A 15,383-nucleotide genomic window follows, 5' to 3' on the forward strand; every position below is an offset into this window, starting at 1 on the left:
GGCGCCTAAAGCAACCGCGACACCATGACGAGACGCGCGGTCGCCGAGACCGCGCAGACCGCCGCGAAGGCCCAGGCGATGGGCGCGAAGGCGGCCGGAAACAGGCAGAAGGCGAGGAAGACGGCGATCGTCTCGGCGCCTTCCGCCAGCCCCCCGAGATAGTAGAGCGACTTGGACCCTTGCGCGCTGGTCGAGAGCCCGCGCTTTTCCGCCATGATCGCGAAGCCGAGAAAACTCGCCCCGTTCATGTAGAAGCTGAGCAGCAGCGCGCTGGCCGCCAGCGCGTTGGCCGAAGGGTCGGCGAGGGCGAAGGCGAAGGGGATCGCCCCGTAGAAGAAGAAATCCAGCACGATGTCGAGATAGCCGCCACGATCCGTGCGGACGCGGGCGCGCGCCACCGCGCCGTCGAGCCCGTCCGCCAGCCGGTTGGCAAGGATCAGCAGCGCGCCGAGCAAAGGGGCATGCCAGCAGATGGCGAACGCCGCGGCGATGCCGCAGGCAAAGCCGGCGAGCGTCACCGCATCGGCGCTGATCCCGGCGGCCGCAAGACGCCGGCCGGCTGCATTGAGCGGCGGATCGATGAGCGGCCTGAGGCGGGCGTCGAACATGGGCGGGTCCTTCGGACGGCGGAAAAGCCTTGGCCCAAGGCAATGCCGTGGACGGCCCCCGCGCGCAAGCGGCGCGCAGGTAAATTCGCTGTCACGGGACGGCGATCAGGCGCCCGCGCAAGGGGCTGGTAAAGCCGGCAAACCGGATTAGATTGCGGGAACATGAGCCGGAGCCGGACCCGCAGCGGGGCCGGCGGAACGGCGGGCGAGGCGGAAGGACAGGCATGTACCGGGCGGTGACGCGCGATATCCAGGTGACGGTCGAACCGCACTATCTCGCGGATGAATCCAGCCCGAACGACAATCGTTTCGTGTGGGCCTACTCCGTCGACATCGTCAATCTCGGCCTCGACACCGTGCGCCTGCGCGCCCGCCACTGGCGCATCGTCGACGCGCTTGGCCGGCTGGAGGAGGTGCGCGGCCTCGGCGTCGTCGGCGAGCAGCCGGTGCTCGCGCCCGGCGAACGCTTCGAATACACCTCCGGCTGCCCCTTGCGCACCAGCTCCGGCGTGATGCAGGGCAGCTACCAGATGGAAACCGTCGACGGCGAGCGTTTCGACGTGGCGATCCCGGCTTTCTCGCTCGACATTCCCGGCACCGCGCGCAGCATCAACTGACCGCCCGCTTCTCGTGCGAGGCCGGCGCCCGATGCAGCCCTGCCTTGCCCCGGCTGCCCTTGAACGGGGCGGGGGAGGAAGTATATCAAGGGCTCGAGGACGACCTCACCCGGCGGCGGCACGCTCCGCGACCGGGCAGATCGGCCGGGACGACCCGGTTTGCCAAACCGGGAGTTTCCCATGCGTTCGACCCTCGACCGTCTCCGCCACGCCCTTGCCTTCGAGATCCTCGGCCTTGCCATCATCACGCCGCTCGGCGCGCTTCTGTTCGGCCTTGCCATGGCCGACATGGGCGTGATCGGCGTTGCCGCGGCCACGCTCGCGACGGTGTGGACCTACATCTACAATCTCGGCTTCGACCATGCTCTGATGGCCCTGCGCGGCGACACGGCCAAGAGCCTGCGCCTGCGCGTCGGCCATGCGCTGCTGTTCGAACTCGGCCTGCTGGTGATCCTGGTGCCGCCGATCGCCTGGTATCTGGACATCGGCCTCATCGAGGCGCTGGTGATGGATGCGGCGCTGGCGCTGTTCTACGTGGTCTACGCCTTCGTCTTCAATCTGGCCTATGACGCGGTGTTTCCGGTGCCGCGGCCGGCCCTGCAGGACGGCTGACGCGCGTTCCGGGCGCGGCAGCGCCAGCATTCCCCAGTCATATATATGTATTTGTGATGGGAGGTGAGGAGCCTGTCGTCTTTTTTGTTGACAGTGGCGAGCAAAACCGCCGCCTGTAAACGACGTATAAACAGTAACAAGGTTATGTTCGGTCCCTTCCGCAGGCGAAGAGCGGCTTGTCTTTCGGGGTGAGCTATCTTTCGCGGTGTTCGGGGGGAGCTGAGGCTGCGTCGAACGGAGCGGGAACCGGTTGAGGGAAACGGGGATGCGCAACACGGTGATAGATCAAGGCACCTTGGCGCTGCCGCCATCGCAAATGCTTCTGCACGCGTACCGGTCGTCCTTCGATACCACCTCCATCCGCATCCTGGTCTGCGACCGCAATCTGACCGTTCGCGACGTCAATGCCGCCTGTCTGGAGACCGAAGGGCTCGCCAGGGCGGATTTCGTCGGCCGGCACCTGGCCGACGTCATGGGCCGCAAGGTCTACGAGCGCCGGCTGCCGCACATCGAGGCGGCGCTGGCGGGTGAAGCGCGGACCTCGGTGGAATGGGGCCTGCGTCGCGCGACCCGGGGTCAGCTGCTGCGCATCCGCCACGAGCCGGTGCGCGACGAGGCCGGCGAAGTGATCGGCATGCTGCTGACCATGGAGGACCGCACCGACCTGCACGAGCTGGAACAGCGCGTGTCGATGCAGGACGAGGTGATCAGCCAGACCTCCGACGCGCTGGCGGTGGTCGATACCGAATTCCGTTTCCTGTGGGCCAATCCCGCCTATGCGATGATCTGGAACCGCCTGCCGGAAGAGGTGGTCGGCCTGGCGGTGCCCGATGTCATCGGCATGAGCGGCTTCGAGGAGAGGGTGCTGCCGCACCTGACCCGCTGCTTTGCCGGCGAGGTGGTGCAATACGAACTGGTCAGCGCCCGCGCCGACGGCGAGGAGACCCATTTTTCCGTCCGCCTGGAGCCGCTGAAGGGCGAGGACGACGCCCTGATCGGCGCCATCGTCAACATGCGCGATGTCACCGAGACGGCGCTGCTCGACCGCCACATGCGCCGCCAGGCCCTGCTGGACACGCTGACGGAACTGGCCAATCGCCACGCGCTGGAAGGCGAAATCGCACAGCGCATCGAGATCTGCGCCAACCAGGAGGCGTGCGCGGAGGGCTGCCGAACGGCCTTGCTGCTGGTCGATCTCGACGACTTCAAGGTGGTCAACGACCTGGCCGGGCACACGGCGGGCGATGCGCTGCTGCGCCAGGTGGCGAGCCTGCTGAGGAGCCTCGATCCGAACGCTTTCGTCGCGCGCCTGGGGGGCGATGAATTCGCGCTGGTCGCCGAGGTGGTCGACGAGGCCGGGGCGGTGGCGCTGGGCGAGCGGGTGGTCCACTCGATCGAGGCGGTCGGGTTCTCGTGGAACAGCGAGTTGTTTTCGATCAGCGCCAGCGTCGGCGTCGCGTTGCTCGACCAGAAGGCCTTCGCCGCCTCGACCCCTTCGGTGCAGGATGTGCTGAACTGGGCCGACCGCGCGTGCCTCGTCGCCAAGGAGAAGGGCGGCGCCCGCCTGTCGGTTTTCCATGCCGACGACAACGAGATGCGCGCGCGCTTCGAGGAGATCGGCAATTTCCAGGTGGTGCAGAACGCGCTCCAGCATGACCGGTTCGAGTTGTTCGTGATGCCGGTCGCTCCGGTCGACGACACCGGCCGGCCCTGGCACGAAGTGCTGTTGCGGGTGCTGTCGGAAGACGGACGGCCGCTGCCGCCGGCCGGTTTCATCGCCGCAGCCGAACGCCATGGGCTGATGAACCGGGTCGACCGCTGGGTGGTGGAGACCGTGCTGCGTCGCCTGCCGGACCTGCCCGCCGATGCGTATCTTTCCATCAACCTGTCGGGCCAGTCGGTCGGCGACCCGATCTTCTGCACCTTCCTGCTGGCGGCCCTGGATGCGGCCGGTGTCGCCCCCGGCCGCCTTGCCTTCGAGATTACCGAGACCTCGGCCGTGCGCTCGATGGAGACGGCGCTGGAGCTGATCGCCGGGCTGAAGGCGCGGGGGCTCGGCGTGGTGCTCGACGATTTCGGCTCGGGGCTCTCCTCCTTCGGCTACCTGCGCCGCTTCGACGTGGACATGCTGAAGATCGACGGCAACATCATCGGCAATGTGCGCGAGGACAGGGTGCAGCAGACCATCGTCGCCGGCATCGTCGCCGTGGCGGATGTCATGGATGTGCGTGTCGTAGCGGAATATGTCGAGGACCGGGAGACGCTGGAGGTTCTGCGAGGGCTCGGCGTCAGTCTCGTCCAGGGCTTTTATATCGGAAAGCCCGTGTCATGGGGCGATGTCTTCGGCAAATGACAGTATGTCAATTCCCTCACTGCAATAGAAGTTCCCGCCGTGATAGAGGATATTAGTGTGTGCCGCGTCCGGCCGGAAGGTCATCGCGAGACATTCTCGGCCGGTGGTTGCGGAGGACTGCAATGTCGTATGGGCCCCGTGGCATGAGCGGAAGCTCTCTGGACTGTCTCGATGACGTGCCCGAGCTTCCCGCAGACACGGGGACGCCGCATCAGACCACAACGGCGAACGAGGGGTGGCCGATCCCGGTCGACCGCAGCTTCGTGCGCGCCGCGATCATCGAGCTGAATCGCGCCGGCATCTTCGTCTGCGACCGCGACTACCGGATCTGGGACGTCGATGGCGCCTTCCTCGACATGGAGAGCCTCGAGCGCGACCAGGTGATCGGCCGGCATGTCGCCGAGATCGTCGGGCCGGACGTTTTCTCCTTGCGAAAGCCCTATATCGACATGGCCTTTGCCGGCCAGTCCTGCCGCCTGCGCGTTCAGGGCGTGCGCAAGCACATGTGCGGCAGGCTGTTCGAGGTCGCCATCCAGCCGATCTCGGCGCCCGGCGCCGAGGTGGCCTGTGTCGTGGTGTCCGTGCGCGACATCAGCCAGTTCGAGGCGTTGCACGAGCGGCTGTCGCTGCACGAGGAGATCGTGCGCCAGACCACCGACCGCATCTCGGTGATCGGCACGGACTTCCGCTACAAGTTCACCAACGCGGCCAATGCCGCCTTCTACGGCATGCAGCCGGTAGAGTTCGAGGGCCTGCATGTCAGCGAACTGATCGGCAGCGAGCGGTTCGACGGGCGCGCGCGCAATCACTTCCTGAGCTGCTTTTCCGGCCAGTCGGTGGAATACGAGCACGATCTCGTCTCGACGAGCGGCGAAGTCCGGTTCCTGCGCGTGCGCATGGACCCGTATCGCGATGCCGACGGCACGATTTCCGCCGCCATCGTGGTGATGCGCGACATCACCGCGGCCAGCCTGATGGAAAAGGAACTGCGGCGACAGGCGCGCGAGGATGCGCTCACCGGGCTGGCCAATCGGCATGTGCTGCAGGCCGATCTGGAGGACGTGATCGCCCGCGCTGCCGCCGGCCGCGAGCGGGCGGCGCTCCTGACCATCGATCTCGATGACTTCAAGATCGTCAACGACATCTCCGGCCATAGCGGGGGCGATGCGCTGCTGTGCCAGATCGCCGGCCTGCTCAAGAGCCGCGAGGCGAACGAGCAGGTGCGCTGCGCGCGGCTCGGCGGCGACGAGTTCGCCGTGGTGCTGCGCGGCGCGGACGAGACGCAGGCCCTCGACTTCGGCAACCGCCTCGTCTCCGATCTGGCGACCATGCGCTTTGCCTGGGGCGGCATCACCCACGCCGTCACCGCCAGCGTCGGCATCGCGCTGGTCGATCCGCAGACGGAAGGCGGGTTGCCGCTGACCGTCTTCCAGCTGCTCAACCGGGCCGACCGCGCCTGCCTCTATGGCAAGGAGATCGGCGGCGCGCGCGCCGTGGTCTTCCGCCCCGACGCGGAAGAGATGATCGCCCGCCAGATAGATGTCGGCAATGTGCGGATCATCTCGGACGCGGCCGAGCACGAGCGGTTCCAGCTCTACACAATGCCGATCCTGCCGGTGGACGGGCGCAGCACGCCTCTCAGGGAAGTGCTGCTGCGCGTGATCGGCGAGGACGGACGGGTGCTGGCACCGGCCGCGCTGATCGGTTCGGCCGAGCGGCACGGGCTGATGCCGCGCATCGACCGCTGGGTGGTCACCACCGTTCTGGCCAATGTCGACAATGTGGAGGCCGGAACGCGGCTGTCCATCAACCTGTCGGGCCTGTCGGTCGGCGATCCGGAGTTCAAGGATTTCCTGCTTCGCGCGCTCGACCGGCACCCGGACGCGGCCTCGCGACTGTGCTTCGAGATCACCGAGACGGCGGCCGTGCGCAGCCTCGCCACCGCGCAGGCGCTGACCGGCGAGCTGCGCCGGCGCGGGTGCGGCGTCATTCTCGACGACTTCGGCTCGGGCCTGTCGTCCTTCGCCTATCTGCGGCACTTCCCCGTGGATGCACTGAAGATCGACGGCGCCATCATCGGCGACGTCGCCCATGACGGCTTCCAGCAGACGGTGGTCGCCGGCATCGTGGCCATCGCGGCGAAGCTCGGCGTCGGCGTCATCGCCGAATATGTCGAGACGGCGGAAATGCAGACCATGCTGCGCGACCTCGGGGTCTCGCAGGTGCAGGGCTTTCACGTAGGCAGGCCGACGCCGTGGGTCGGCTACGGCCTGACGGACTGAGAGCGCGGAAAGCCGAAGGGGCGAGGGGCGCGGAAGCGCCCGCCCGCTCAGGCGATGCGGTAGCGGGCCTGTGCGCCGCGCTCGATCGCCGCGACGGTCAGCTTGTCGAGGCCGAGCGCATCGCGCAGCAACTGCAGCACGCGCAGCTCTTCCTGGGCCACCGCCACGTCGGCAATGGCGATCTCCACACCCAGCGCATAGGCGGTGTCGCGGTAGTTCGGCGGGACGCTGGCGGCGATCACCGCGAAGGTGTTGGCCATGCCGTTCTCGGCCTGCAGGCGCTCGCCGCAGTCCTGCGACACGGCGACGATCTTCTCCTGGTCGAAGGTGGAGAAGACGGGCAGCGTCTTGATGATCTCGCCGATGGAATGCAGTTCCTTGTCGGTCATGCTGCTGTCGGAGGCCGACACCATCACCATCACGTAGATCAGGGCTTCCTGGAGGCTGACGCGTTCGCTCATCGGATCTGCGGACCTTTCTTGACCTTCCCTTGGCGGTTGCGTTTCCCCTAGCGGCATGAGGCGGCGAGCGCAAGACACCCATCGTCGCAGGCGGGCGGGTGCGGCGATTTTTTGCGATGCGAAGGTTCCGTTTCGCCCGGAAACGCTCTAGTGTCGCGCGCCGGCCGGCCCGTGCGCCCGCGCGCCATCCCGGCCGGTTTTGCGAATACCCCAATCCCGAAACACAAGACAAAGACAACGGTCCGCACATGACCACAGCTTCGCTGCCCGAACTCGATCTTTCCCCTGCCGTCGTCGAGGCCGCCCGGACCTCGAAGGCCTGGCCGTTCGAGGAGGCGCGCAAGCTGCTGAAACGCGTGGAGAAGGCGAAGATCGACCGCCCGGTGCTGTTCGAGACCGGCTACGGCCCCTCAGGCCTGCCGCATATCGGCACCTTCGGCGAGGTCGCCCGCACCACCATGGTGCGCACCGCCTTCCGCCTGCTGAGCGAGGACCGCATCCCGACCCGGCTGCTGTGCTTCTCCGACGACATGGACGGCATGCGCAAGATCCCGGAGAACGTGCCGGATCGCGCCGCGCTGGAGCCGTATCTGCACATGCCGCTGACGGCGGTGCCGAACCCGTTCGGCGGGGACTACGACAGCTTCGGCGCCCACAACAACGCCATGCTGCGCCGCTTCCTCGACCATTTCGGCTTCGAATACGAGTTCGCCAGCGCGACCGACTACTACAAGTCCGGCCGCTTCGACGCGATCCTCATCAAGGCCGCCGAGAAGTACCAGGACATCATGGACGTGATGCTGCCGACGCTCGGCGAGGAGCGGCAGGCGACCTACTCGCCCTTCCTGCCGATCTCGCCGATCTCGGGCCGCGTGCTCTACGTGCCGATGAGGGCGGTCGACGCCAAGGCCGGCACGATCACCTTCGAGGACGAGGACGGCACCGAGGTGACGCTCCCCGTCACCGGCGGCAACGTCAAGCTGCAGTGGAAGCCGGATTTCGGCGCCCGCTGGGCGGCGCTCGACGTCGACTTCGAGATGTTCGGCAAGGACCACCTGACCAACCAGCCGATCTACGACCGGATCTGCCAGGTTCTGGGCGGCACGCCGCCGGAGCATTTCGTCTACGAGCTGTTCCTCGACGAGGTGGGCCAGAAGATCTCCAAGTCGAAGGGCAACGGCCTGACCATCGACGAGTGGCTGACCTACGCCTCGCCGGAGAGCCTGGCGCTCTACATGTTCACCAAGCCGAAGACCGCCAAGAAGCTGTATTTCGACGTCATCCCGAAGGCGGTCGACGAGTATTTCGCCTTCGCGGAGAAATACGCCTCGATGCCGGTCGAGCAGCAGCTGGCCAACCCGGCCTGGCACATCCATTCCGGCAACCCGCCGAAGGTGGAGGTGCCGATCTCCTTCACCATGCTGCTCAACCTCGTCTCCGCCTCCAACGCGGAGAATAAGGACGTGCTGTGGGCGTTCATCTCGCGCCATGTGCCGGGCGTGACGCCGCAGAGCCACCCGAAGCTCGACGAGCTGGTCGGCTACGCGATCCGCTACTTCGAGGACTTCGTGAAGCCGGCCAAGGTCTTCCACGTGCCGGACGAGGTCGAGCTGGAGGCCTTGAGGGCGCTGGACGAAAAGCTCGCCAGCCTGCCCGAGGGCGCGGACGGTTCGGCGATCCAGGACGCGGTGCTGGACGTCGCCCGCGCCATCGAGCGCTACCAGGACCCGAACAAGAAGAGCCCGGACGGCGGACCCGGCGTCTCCGTCGTCTGGTTCTCGGCGCTCTACAAGCTGCTGCTGGGGCAGGAGAGGGGGCCGCGCTTCGGCTCCTTCGTCGCGCTCTACGGCATTCCGGAGACCCGCGCGCTGATCGCCAAGGCCATCGCCGGCGAACTCGTCTCCGCCGGCTGACCGGCCAGCACCTGCCAATGCAAGACGGGCCGCCCATCGGGCGGCCCGTTCGCGTTTGGCGGCGAGGGTTTCGTGCGAGCCTCAGGCGGCGCGCACGGTCCGCAGGAACTCGGCCATGCGCGAGCGCAGCACCTCCGACTGCTGCGCCAGCTCGCTGGCGGAGGCCAGAACCTGGGCCGAGGCGGAGCTTGCCTCCTGCGCGGCCTGGGTGACGCCGACGATGTTGGACGTCACTTCCTCCGCCCCTTGCGAGGCCTGCTGGACGTTGCGCGCAACCTCGGTCGTGGTGTTGCCCTGCTCGCCGACGGCCGAGAAGATCGCCGCCGAGATGTTGGACATGTCGTCGATGGTGCGGCCGATGCCCGAGATCGCCTCGCTCGCCTCCAGGGTCGAGCTCTGCATCGACTTGATCTGGGTCGAGATCTCGGCCGTTGCCTTGGCGGTCTGCTCGGCGAGCCCCTTGACCTCCTGCGCGACCACGGCAAAGCCGCGCCCGGCATCGCCCGCCCGCGCCGCCTCGATGGTGGCGTTGAGGGCAAGCAGGTTGGTCTTCTCGGCGATCTCGTCGATCAGGCTGATGATCGCGCCGATCTGGTCGGCATTGCTGCGCAGCTCGCCCATCCGGTCGGTGGTGCGCGTCGCCTCGCTGACGGCACGGCCGGCAACCTCGCGCGACTGCTCGGCCTGACGACCGATCTCCCCGGCCGAACTGGCAAGCTCTTCCACCGCCGAGGCGACGGTCTGCACATTCATCGCCGCCTGCTCGGCCGCCGCGGCGACGGAGGCCGACTGGGAGCTGGTTTCCTCGGCAGAGGCGGTCAGCGTGCTGGCCGCGGCCTGCAGCTCGGTCGCCGCCGACGAGACGATGTTGACGATCTCGCCGACCGCATTTTCGAAGTCGTCGGCCATCCGGTTCATCTCGGTCCGGCGCTTCTCGGCAAGCTCGCGATCGGCGACGATCTTCTCCTCCGCCTCCTGGCGCGCTTCGTCGGCCAGCTTGACCTTGAAGGCCTCGACCGCCTGGGCGATCTCGCCGACTTCGTCCTTGCGCTCGCGGCCGTCGATCTCGATGTCGAACTCGCCGCCGGCCAGGCGCTGCACCATCGCCACGAGGCGGCGCAGCGGATCGGCGATGCCGAATTTGGCAATGGCGAAGCCGACGCCGATGCCCAGGAGGATGCCGGCGAAGGTGACGATCAGCAGCAGGCGGGAACTCGCCTCATATTGCGCCGTTGCCTCGTTCTTGAGGTCGCCGACGCGGTTTTCGAGATCCTTGGAGACGTCGATCAGGGTCTGGCGCAGGGCATTGGCCTTCTGGTTGCTGAGCTCCAGCTGTTCGCGCAGATCGGCCGTGGCCCCGGTCATCTCGAAGCCCTTCACGCCCTCGGCAGCGGCGACGGTCTTGTCGACGCTGACGAGGAAGGCGTCCCATTCGCTGGCGACCTGCTCCGCACTGGCGGCGATCTCGCCGGTTGCGGCCTCGCGCACCCGGGCCAGCCGGTCGGCGAAGCGCGTGCGCTCCGTGTCGATCAGCCCACGGATGTGCTCGACGGCTTCGGGGCGGGGATCGGTGCCGAGCTGGGCTTCGGCGCGGCCGATGGCCAGCACGTTCGCCCCGAGCGAGGCAACGAGGCGCGCATTGGTGGCCGCCTGGTCCATGCGTTCGCTGGACGCGTTCATTTCGTCCATGCCGGTGATGGCGATATAGCTCAGCCCGCCGGCGATGGAGCCGAGAAACCCGATGACGATGAGGATCTTGGTGATGATCTTCAGATTCGAAAGAAAGGGCATGGATTGTCTCCGGTATTTGACACCCCGACAGGGCAGAAAATGGGCTGTCGGCGCTGACTACCTTTGGAGGGTCGCGTGGTTCTCTTCTTCCAGAGATGGCTTATGGCTATCTGGATGAGATACTTATATTTTCGGTTTTTGCTCAAATATAACGAGCGTTGTTATTGCCTTTGTTGACTCAAAGTTTTGAGTTGCGTTTATGAATCTGTGGTTAATGCTGCTCGTGCAGCGTATCTCATCGGTTGCGGCAGGCCGGTCAAAGCCTCGGAATCCCGGTAGATGCTTGGTAGTATCTACAAGTGGATGCGATTCGTTTGTGGATATTCTTGGGAAAATTTACAGTGCGGTGACCCCGTATGTAAAACTCGACGCCTGGGCGGGGTTTATTGGCGACATCTTGAAAACAAACACAAAAAGGGCCGCCCGAGGGCGGCCCTTCTCTGTCTTGTGCCCGCCGGCGCGGGCCGGGAGCGGTGGAGGCGCCTGAAAGGAGCCTCAGGAGGCGCGGACCTTGTCCAGGAACTGCGACATCTGCATGCGCAGGTTGGAGGACTGCTCGGCCAGTTCGTTGGCCGAGGACAGCACCTGCGCCGAGGCGGAGCTCGCTTCCTGCGCGGCCTGGGTGACGCCGCCGATATTGTCCGTGACTTCCTGCGTGCCCTGAGCGGTCTGCTGGATGTTGCGGGCGACCTCGGACGTGGTGCTGGTCTGCTCGCCGATGGCACCGAAAATCGCGTCGGCAATCGAGTTCATGTCGCGGATGGTCTCGCCGATGGAGACGATGGCCTCGCCCGCTTCCGTGGTCGAGCTCTGCATCGACTTGATCTGCGTGGAGATCTCGGCCGTCGCCTTTGCGGTCTGCTCGGCGAGCCCCTTGACCTCGTTGGCAACGACCGCGAACCCGCGGCCCGCTTCGCCCGCGCGCGCCGCCTCGATGGTGGCGTTGAGGGCGAGGAGGTTGGTCTTCTCGGCGATCTCGTCGATCAGGCTGATGATCGCGCCGATCTTGTCGGCGTTCTCGCGCAGGTTCCGCATCCGCACATTCGTGCGCTCGGCTTCTTCCACCGCCCGCACCGCGACGTTCTTGGACTGGTCGGCCTGGCGGCCGATTTCGGTCGCCGAACTCGACAGTTCCTCGATGGAGGCAGCGACGGTCTGCACGTTCATCGCCGCCTGCTGTGCGGCGCTGGCAACGGAGGCGGACTGGGAGCTGGTCTCCTCGGCACTGGAGGTGAGGGTGGCGGCGGCCGCCTGCAGCTCGGTCGAGGCGGAGGAGACGACGGTGACGATCTCGCCCACCGCATTCTCGAAATCGTCAGCCATGCGGATCATCTCGGCCTTGCGCTGCTCGGCGGCCTTGAGATCGCGCTCGATCTTGGCCTCGGCCTCGCGCCGGGCTTCCTCTGCGAGCTTGATCTTGAAGGCCTCGACGGCCTGGGCGATCTCGCCGACCTCGTCCTTGCGATCTCGCCCGGCCACCTCGATGTCGAAATGGCCATCGGCCAGCTGGCGGACGCTGCCCATCAGCGCGCGGATCGGATTGACGATGCCGAAGCGGGTGATCAGGAAACCGACGAAGACGCCGCCGAGAATGCCGGCGATCGCCAGCGTGATCATGCTGGTCTCGCTCTGGCGATAGGCTTCGTTGGCCTCGAGCTTCAGCCGCTCGACCTCGTCGTTCAGCTTGCCGGACAGGTCGACGAAGGACTGGCGCACGGTCAGGCTCGCCTCGAGCGTGGCATCCATCGAGTCGCTGAGGGTTGCCGATTGTTCGGGGGTGCGATCGCCGCCCATCGTGTTGACCAGGTCGACATCTTCATCGATTTCGATCTGAAACTTGTCCCAGCGGGCCTGGATCTGGTCGAGGTCGGCGGTGATCCAGCTGGAATCGCCGGCGCGCACTTCCGCCATGCCTTTTGCAAAGCTCTCGCGCTCCCGGCTGATCGACTGGTTCGCCTCCTTGAAGGTGGCAGGGCGAGGATCGGCTGCCATGCGATAGTTGGCGCGGCTGATCGCCATCAGGTTGGCGCTGAGCTGGGCGACGAGCCGCGAATTGGTGGCCTGTGCGGACATGCGCGCGCTCGCGCTGTCCATCACGGTCATGGCGGAAATCGCCTGATAGGTCAGGGCGCCGGCAATCGCGCTGAGCAAGGCGATGACCAGGAGGATCTTGTAGAGGATTCGGATGTTGGAAAGCCGCAGCATGGGGGGCTCGCAGAGTTCGAGATCGACTGGGATGGGCGCAGCGGGGGTGCGAGCTCGGCAATATTTCGAGAGATTTTATTTATGGTTCTTCGAATATTGCAGGTTTTCTGTTCTTGAAGCTCAAGTCGTGGTGCGCTGGTACGTGCAGGTTGGCCGAGATTTGCTCGGTCACAACTTGATTGCGCTCCCATTCTTAAATTTGTGTTAAAGACCCTAGAAAGCGCATGTGAGTTTCAAGAATTTGGCTTGTCTTCGAATATTGATCCACGTTTGAGGGGCAAATTTTTCGAGGATACTGCTATCGAATATTTTGGTATTTTCTTTCTGTGAGCGGTTCGTCTGGAAATGCAGCGATGGCCATGGCGGGCGGTTGAGCGGGGATTGTGGTATTTTCGTAAGGGTTTACTTGAGGGAGGCGAGACTTGCGCAGGATCCGCAACGCGCTTTTCCTCAAGGGAAAGGCGGCGGGCCATCTTTTCTAGGGTTGGCCTTGCGAGCCCTGAGGTGCCGCAACGTTCGTCCGAAGAATATCGGTTTTGGGGAAAATTTCTCCGGTCGGGCGGCTCCAGGGTCTGCGAGCCGTCGCGGCGGCCCGCCGTCAGTTCCGGTTGCCCGGATGCCAGGGCGTTTCGGTGATTTCCACCGGGGGCAGGTCCAGCGATAGGGCGCGTGCAGGATCCGCATCCGCACCGGGCTGGCGGTCCGGGTCGAGCGGCGAAGGGGCGCCGGCCGTAGCCTCCGGCGTGCCCTCGTCAGCGGGCGTGTCGTCGTCCTGCGCTTCACCGGCCGAGAGGGAGGGGAAGTGGGACAGCGGCGCCGGGCCGTCGAGTTGCCAGATGCCGCGGCGCGCCTCGCGGGCAGCCTCGGACGCGGCGACAAGGTCCTCGCCCGCGCCTTCGCCGGGCCGTGCCCATCCCTGCGCCACCATCCATGCGGCGAGGTCCGTTCCCTGCTTGCGGCACTGGGCCAGCACCACGCCGGCCGGCGTGTCCTGCATGTCGTCGCAGGTAATGGCGTGCCGGCGCACGAGCCCGCGCAGGGCCGTGCGCGCCCGCATGCCGCAGGGCCAGGTGCCGCCAAGGCGCGAGGGGCAGGTTTCCTCGAGCAGCGGTGCGTCGATGCCGGCAAGGCGGATCGTCAGCTGCTTGGTGCGGAAGCTCCCGGCATCGATCACCAGCGGCTGGTGGAAGGTGATCTCTGTCGGGATCTCGCGCTCTGGCAGCTTCGGTACCTGCGAGGCGACGCGCTTGAGAGGACCGGAGACGCGCGGCGGCGGCAGGATGTCGGACGGCGTAACATTGCGGATGCTGGAGGGGTTGGGCGCATCGGGAAGCTGCACGACCTGCGGGGGTGCTAAGGGCACGACGGGAGATGCGGCCTGCGGGAGGGGGCGGGCTGGGCTTGGGGCTCGGGCTCGGTCGCCGCGTTGGCCGTTGCGCCGGGGGCGGCGGCAGGCGCCGGGGAGGGCGCCGTCGCCGTTCTCGCTGCTCACCAAGCCCCGCAGCATGCCGCCGCTGCCATAGTCGGCCGCGACCGCGAGCGTGCCGGCGATCAGCAATGCGATGAGGAAAGTGCGTCCCATATCCGTTCCCGTTTGCCGCGCTTTTGCGGCTCGTAGCTACTGGCTCGCCCAGATGATGCGGGCCATCCAGGCGATCTCCGCCATCGCCAGCCGCTCCGGTGCGGCCTCCGCATCCAGCGCCGACAGCTCGATGCGGCCGCGCAGACGCCGGGTGAAGATGCGGGCGCGGAGTTCGCCCGAGGCAAGGCGCAGCGCCACGCGGTCGCCGCGCTGGATCGGCCGCTTCGGCGAGATGACGATGATGTCGCCCTCCCGGTAGAAGGGCAGCATGTCCCCCCCGGTGACACGGATGGCGCAGTCCTCGCAAGGAATCTCTGCAAGGGCGGTGGGGCCGCCGCCCTCCAGCACCGCCGGCAGGTCGCCGTCATGGAAGAAGCCGCCTGCAGCGGCATGGGCGCCGGTGGCGGAGCTGAGCTGCGGCAGAGGCAAGCGGTCGCTGTCGGCCATGTCGGCGGACGCGGCGTCCTGTTCCGGTCCGTTGACCAGCGCGACGAAGTCGGCAAGGTCGGAACGGGTGGCGCCGAGGATCTTGGCGATCGATTCCATCGACGGCCAGCGCGGCCGCCCGTCTGCGGCGGTGCGCTTCGACGGGTTGAAGGTGGTGGGGTCGAGCCCCGCGCGCCGGGCAAGGCCGGAGGGCGTCAGCCCGTTGCGCCGGGCAAGCAGGTCGATGGCCGACCAGACCGTCTCGTGCGAAAGCATGGTTTGGCTCCGCTGCCGCCTGCCAGGGAATGGTCCTGGCCGGGCGGCCTGTTGCTGCGGCCGCCGCCGGGACGGCCGGACGCCGGGGGTGGTCGAGGCCGCCCGTCCCGCGCTTCCTGTCCGGGTTATCCCCGTTACGGGTATATATTCCTAATGGCAGTCGAGTGCCAGTCTGGCCCGGCAACGAGGCGCCCGCTTTCCTCCCCAATTGCCTTCCTCTTGGCCTTGTGCGGCCGGCCCTCAGCCTGTAATCCGGC

Annotated in this window: 11 protein-coding genes; 5 read left to right on the top strand and 6 right to left on the bottom strand. The window is 66.5% G+C overall.

Features of this window, described 5'->3' with window-relative positions:
* Positions 1 to 5: 5 nt before the first annotated feature.
* On the bottom strand, positions 6 to 608 hold the full coding sequence (locus H7H34_RS04940; protein ID WP_120268799.1) for a CDP-alcohol phosphatidyltransferase family protein: 603 nt from the start codon (positions 606 to 608) through the stop codon (positions 6 to 8).
* 224 nt (positions 609 to 832) lie between these two features.
* Here H7H34_RS04940 and apaG point away from each other — a divergent pair, with 224 nt between their 5' ends.
* From apaG to H7H34_RS04960, 4 genes are all read left to right on the top strand, one after another.
* The gene (apaG, locus tag H7H34_RS04945; protein WP_120268800.1) at positions 833 to 1,225 is read left to right on the top strand and encodes a Co2+/Mg2+ efflux protein ApaG; all 393 of its coding nucleotides are present in this window, start codon (positions 833 to 835) and stop codon (positions 1,223 to 1,225) included.
* A gap of 180 nt (positions 1,226 to 1,405) precedes the next feature.
* The gene (locus H7H34_RS04950) at positions 1,406 to 1,837 is read left to right on the top strand and encodes a PACE efflux transporter (RefSeq protein ID WP_120268801.1); all 432 of its coding nucleotides are present in this window, start codon (positions 1,406 to 1,408) and stop codon (positions 1,835 to 1,837) included.
* A gap of 316 nt (positions 1,838 to 2,153) precedes the next feature.
* Positions 2,154 to 4,190 carry a putative bifunctional diguanylate cyclase/phosphodiesterase gene (locus tag H7H34_RS04955; protein WP_185924438.1) on the top strand — a complete coding sequence of 679 codons (2,037 nt, stop codon included), beginning with the start codon at positions 2,154 to 2,156 and terminating at the stop codon, positions 4,188 to 4,190.
* Between the two features lie 143 nt (positions 4,191 to 4,333).
* Entirely contained in the window at positions 4,334 to 6,472 is a 2,139-nt protein-coding gene (locus H7H34_RS04960; RefSeq protein WP_185924439.1) for a putative bifunctional diguanylate cyclase/phosphodiesterase, read from the top strand.
* A 47-nt stretch (positions 6,473 to 6,519) separates the two neighbouring features.
* On the opposite strand, the gene H7H34_RS04965 is transcribed toward H7H34_RS04960, so the two are convergent.
* Positions 6,520 to 6,933: a tellurite resistance TerB family protein gene (locus H7H34_RS04965; protein WP_245164980.1), complete on the bottom strand. Its 414-nt coding sequence runs from the start codon at positions 6,931 to 6,933 to the stop codon at positions 6,520 to 6,522.
* 248 nt (positions 6,934 to 7,181) lie between these two features.
* On the opposite strand from H7H34_RS04965, the gene H7H34_RS04970 reads away from it, so the two are divergent.
* Positions 7,182 to 8,846: a lysine--tRNA ligase gene (locus H7H34_RS04970; protein ID WP_185924440.1), complete on the top strand. Its 1,665-nt coding sequence runs from the start codon at positions 7,182 to 7,184 to the stop codon at positions 8,844 to 8,846.
* Positions 8,847 to 8,927: 81 nt separating this feature from the next.
* Here the strand turns inward: H7H34_RS04970 and H7H34_RS04975 are convergent, their stop codons facing one another.
* The 4 genes from H7H34_RS04975 to H7H34_RS04990 all read right to left on the bottom strand — a co-directional run bounded on the left by H7H34_RS04975 (position 8,928) and on the right by H7H34_RS04990 (position 15,126).
* Positions 8,928 to 10,637 carry a methyl-accepting chemotaxis protein gene (locus tag H7H34_RS04975; protein WP_185924441.1) on the bottom strand — a complete coding sequence of 570 codons (1,710 nt, stop codon included), beginning with the start codon at positions 10,635 to 10,637 and terminating at the stop codon, positions 8,928 to 8,930.
* Positions 10,638 to 11,132: 495 nt separating this feature from the next.
* Positions 11,133 to 12,842 carry a methyl-accepting chemotaxis protein gene (locus tag H7H34_RS23275; protein WP_120268807.1) on the bottom strand — a complete coding sequence of 570 codons (1,710 nt, stop codon included), beginning with the start codon at positions 12,840 to 12,842 and terminating at the stop codon, positions 11,133 to 11,135.
* A 598-nt stretch (positions 12,843 to 13,440) separates the two neighbouring features.
* Positions 13,441 to 14,424: a thermonuclease family protein gene (locus tag H7H34_RS04985; RefSeq protein ID WP_185924442.1), complete on the bottom strand. Its 984-nt coding sequence runs from the start codon at positions 14,422 to 14,424 to the stop codon at positions 13,441 to 13,443.
* A 36-nt stretch (positions 14,425 to 14,460) separates the two neighbouring features.
* Positions 14,461 to 15,126, bottom strand: a complete 666-nt coding sequence (locus H7H34_RS04990; RefSeq protein WP_120268809.1) for a S24 family peptidase — start codon at positions 15,124 to 15,126, stop codon at positions 14,461 to 14,463.
* Positions 15,127 to 15,383 lie beyond the last annotated feature (257 nt).

It is taken from the genome of Stappia sp. 28M-7 (assembly GCF_014252955.1).
GTDB lineage: Bacteria > Pseudomonadota > Alphaproteobacteria > Rhizobiales > Stappiaceae > Stappia.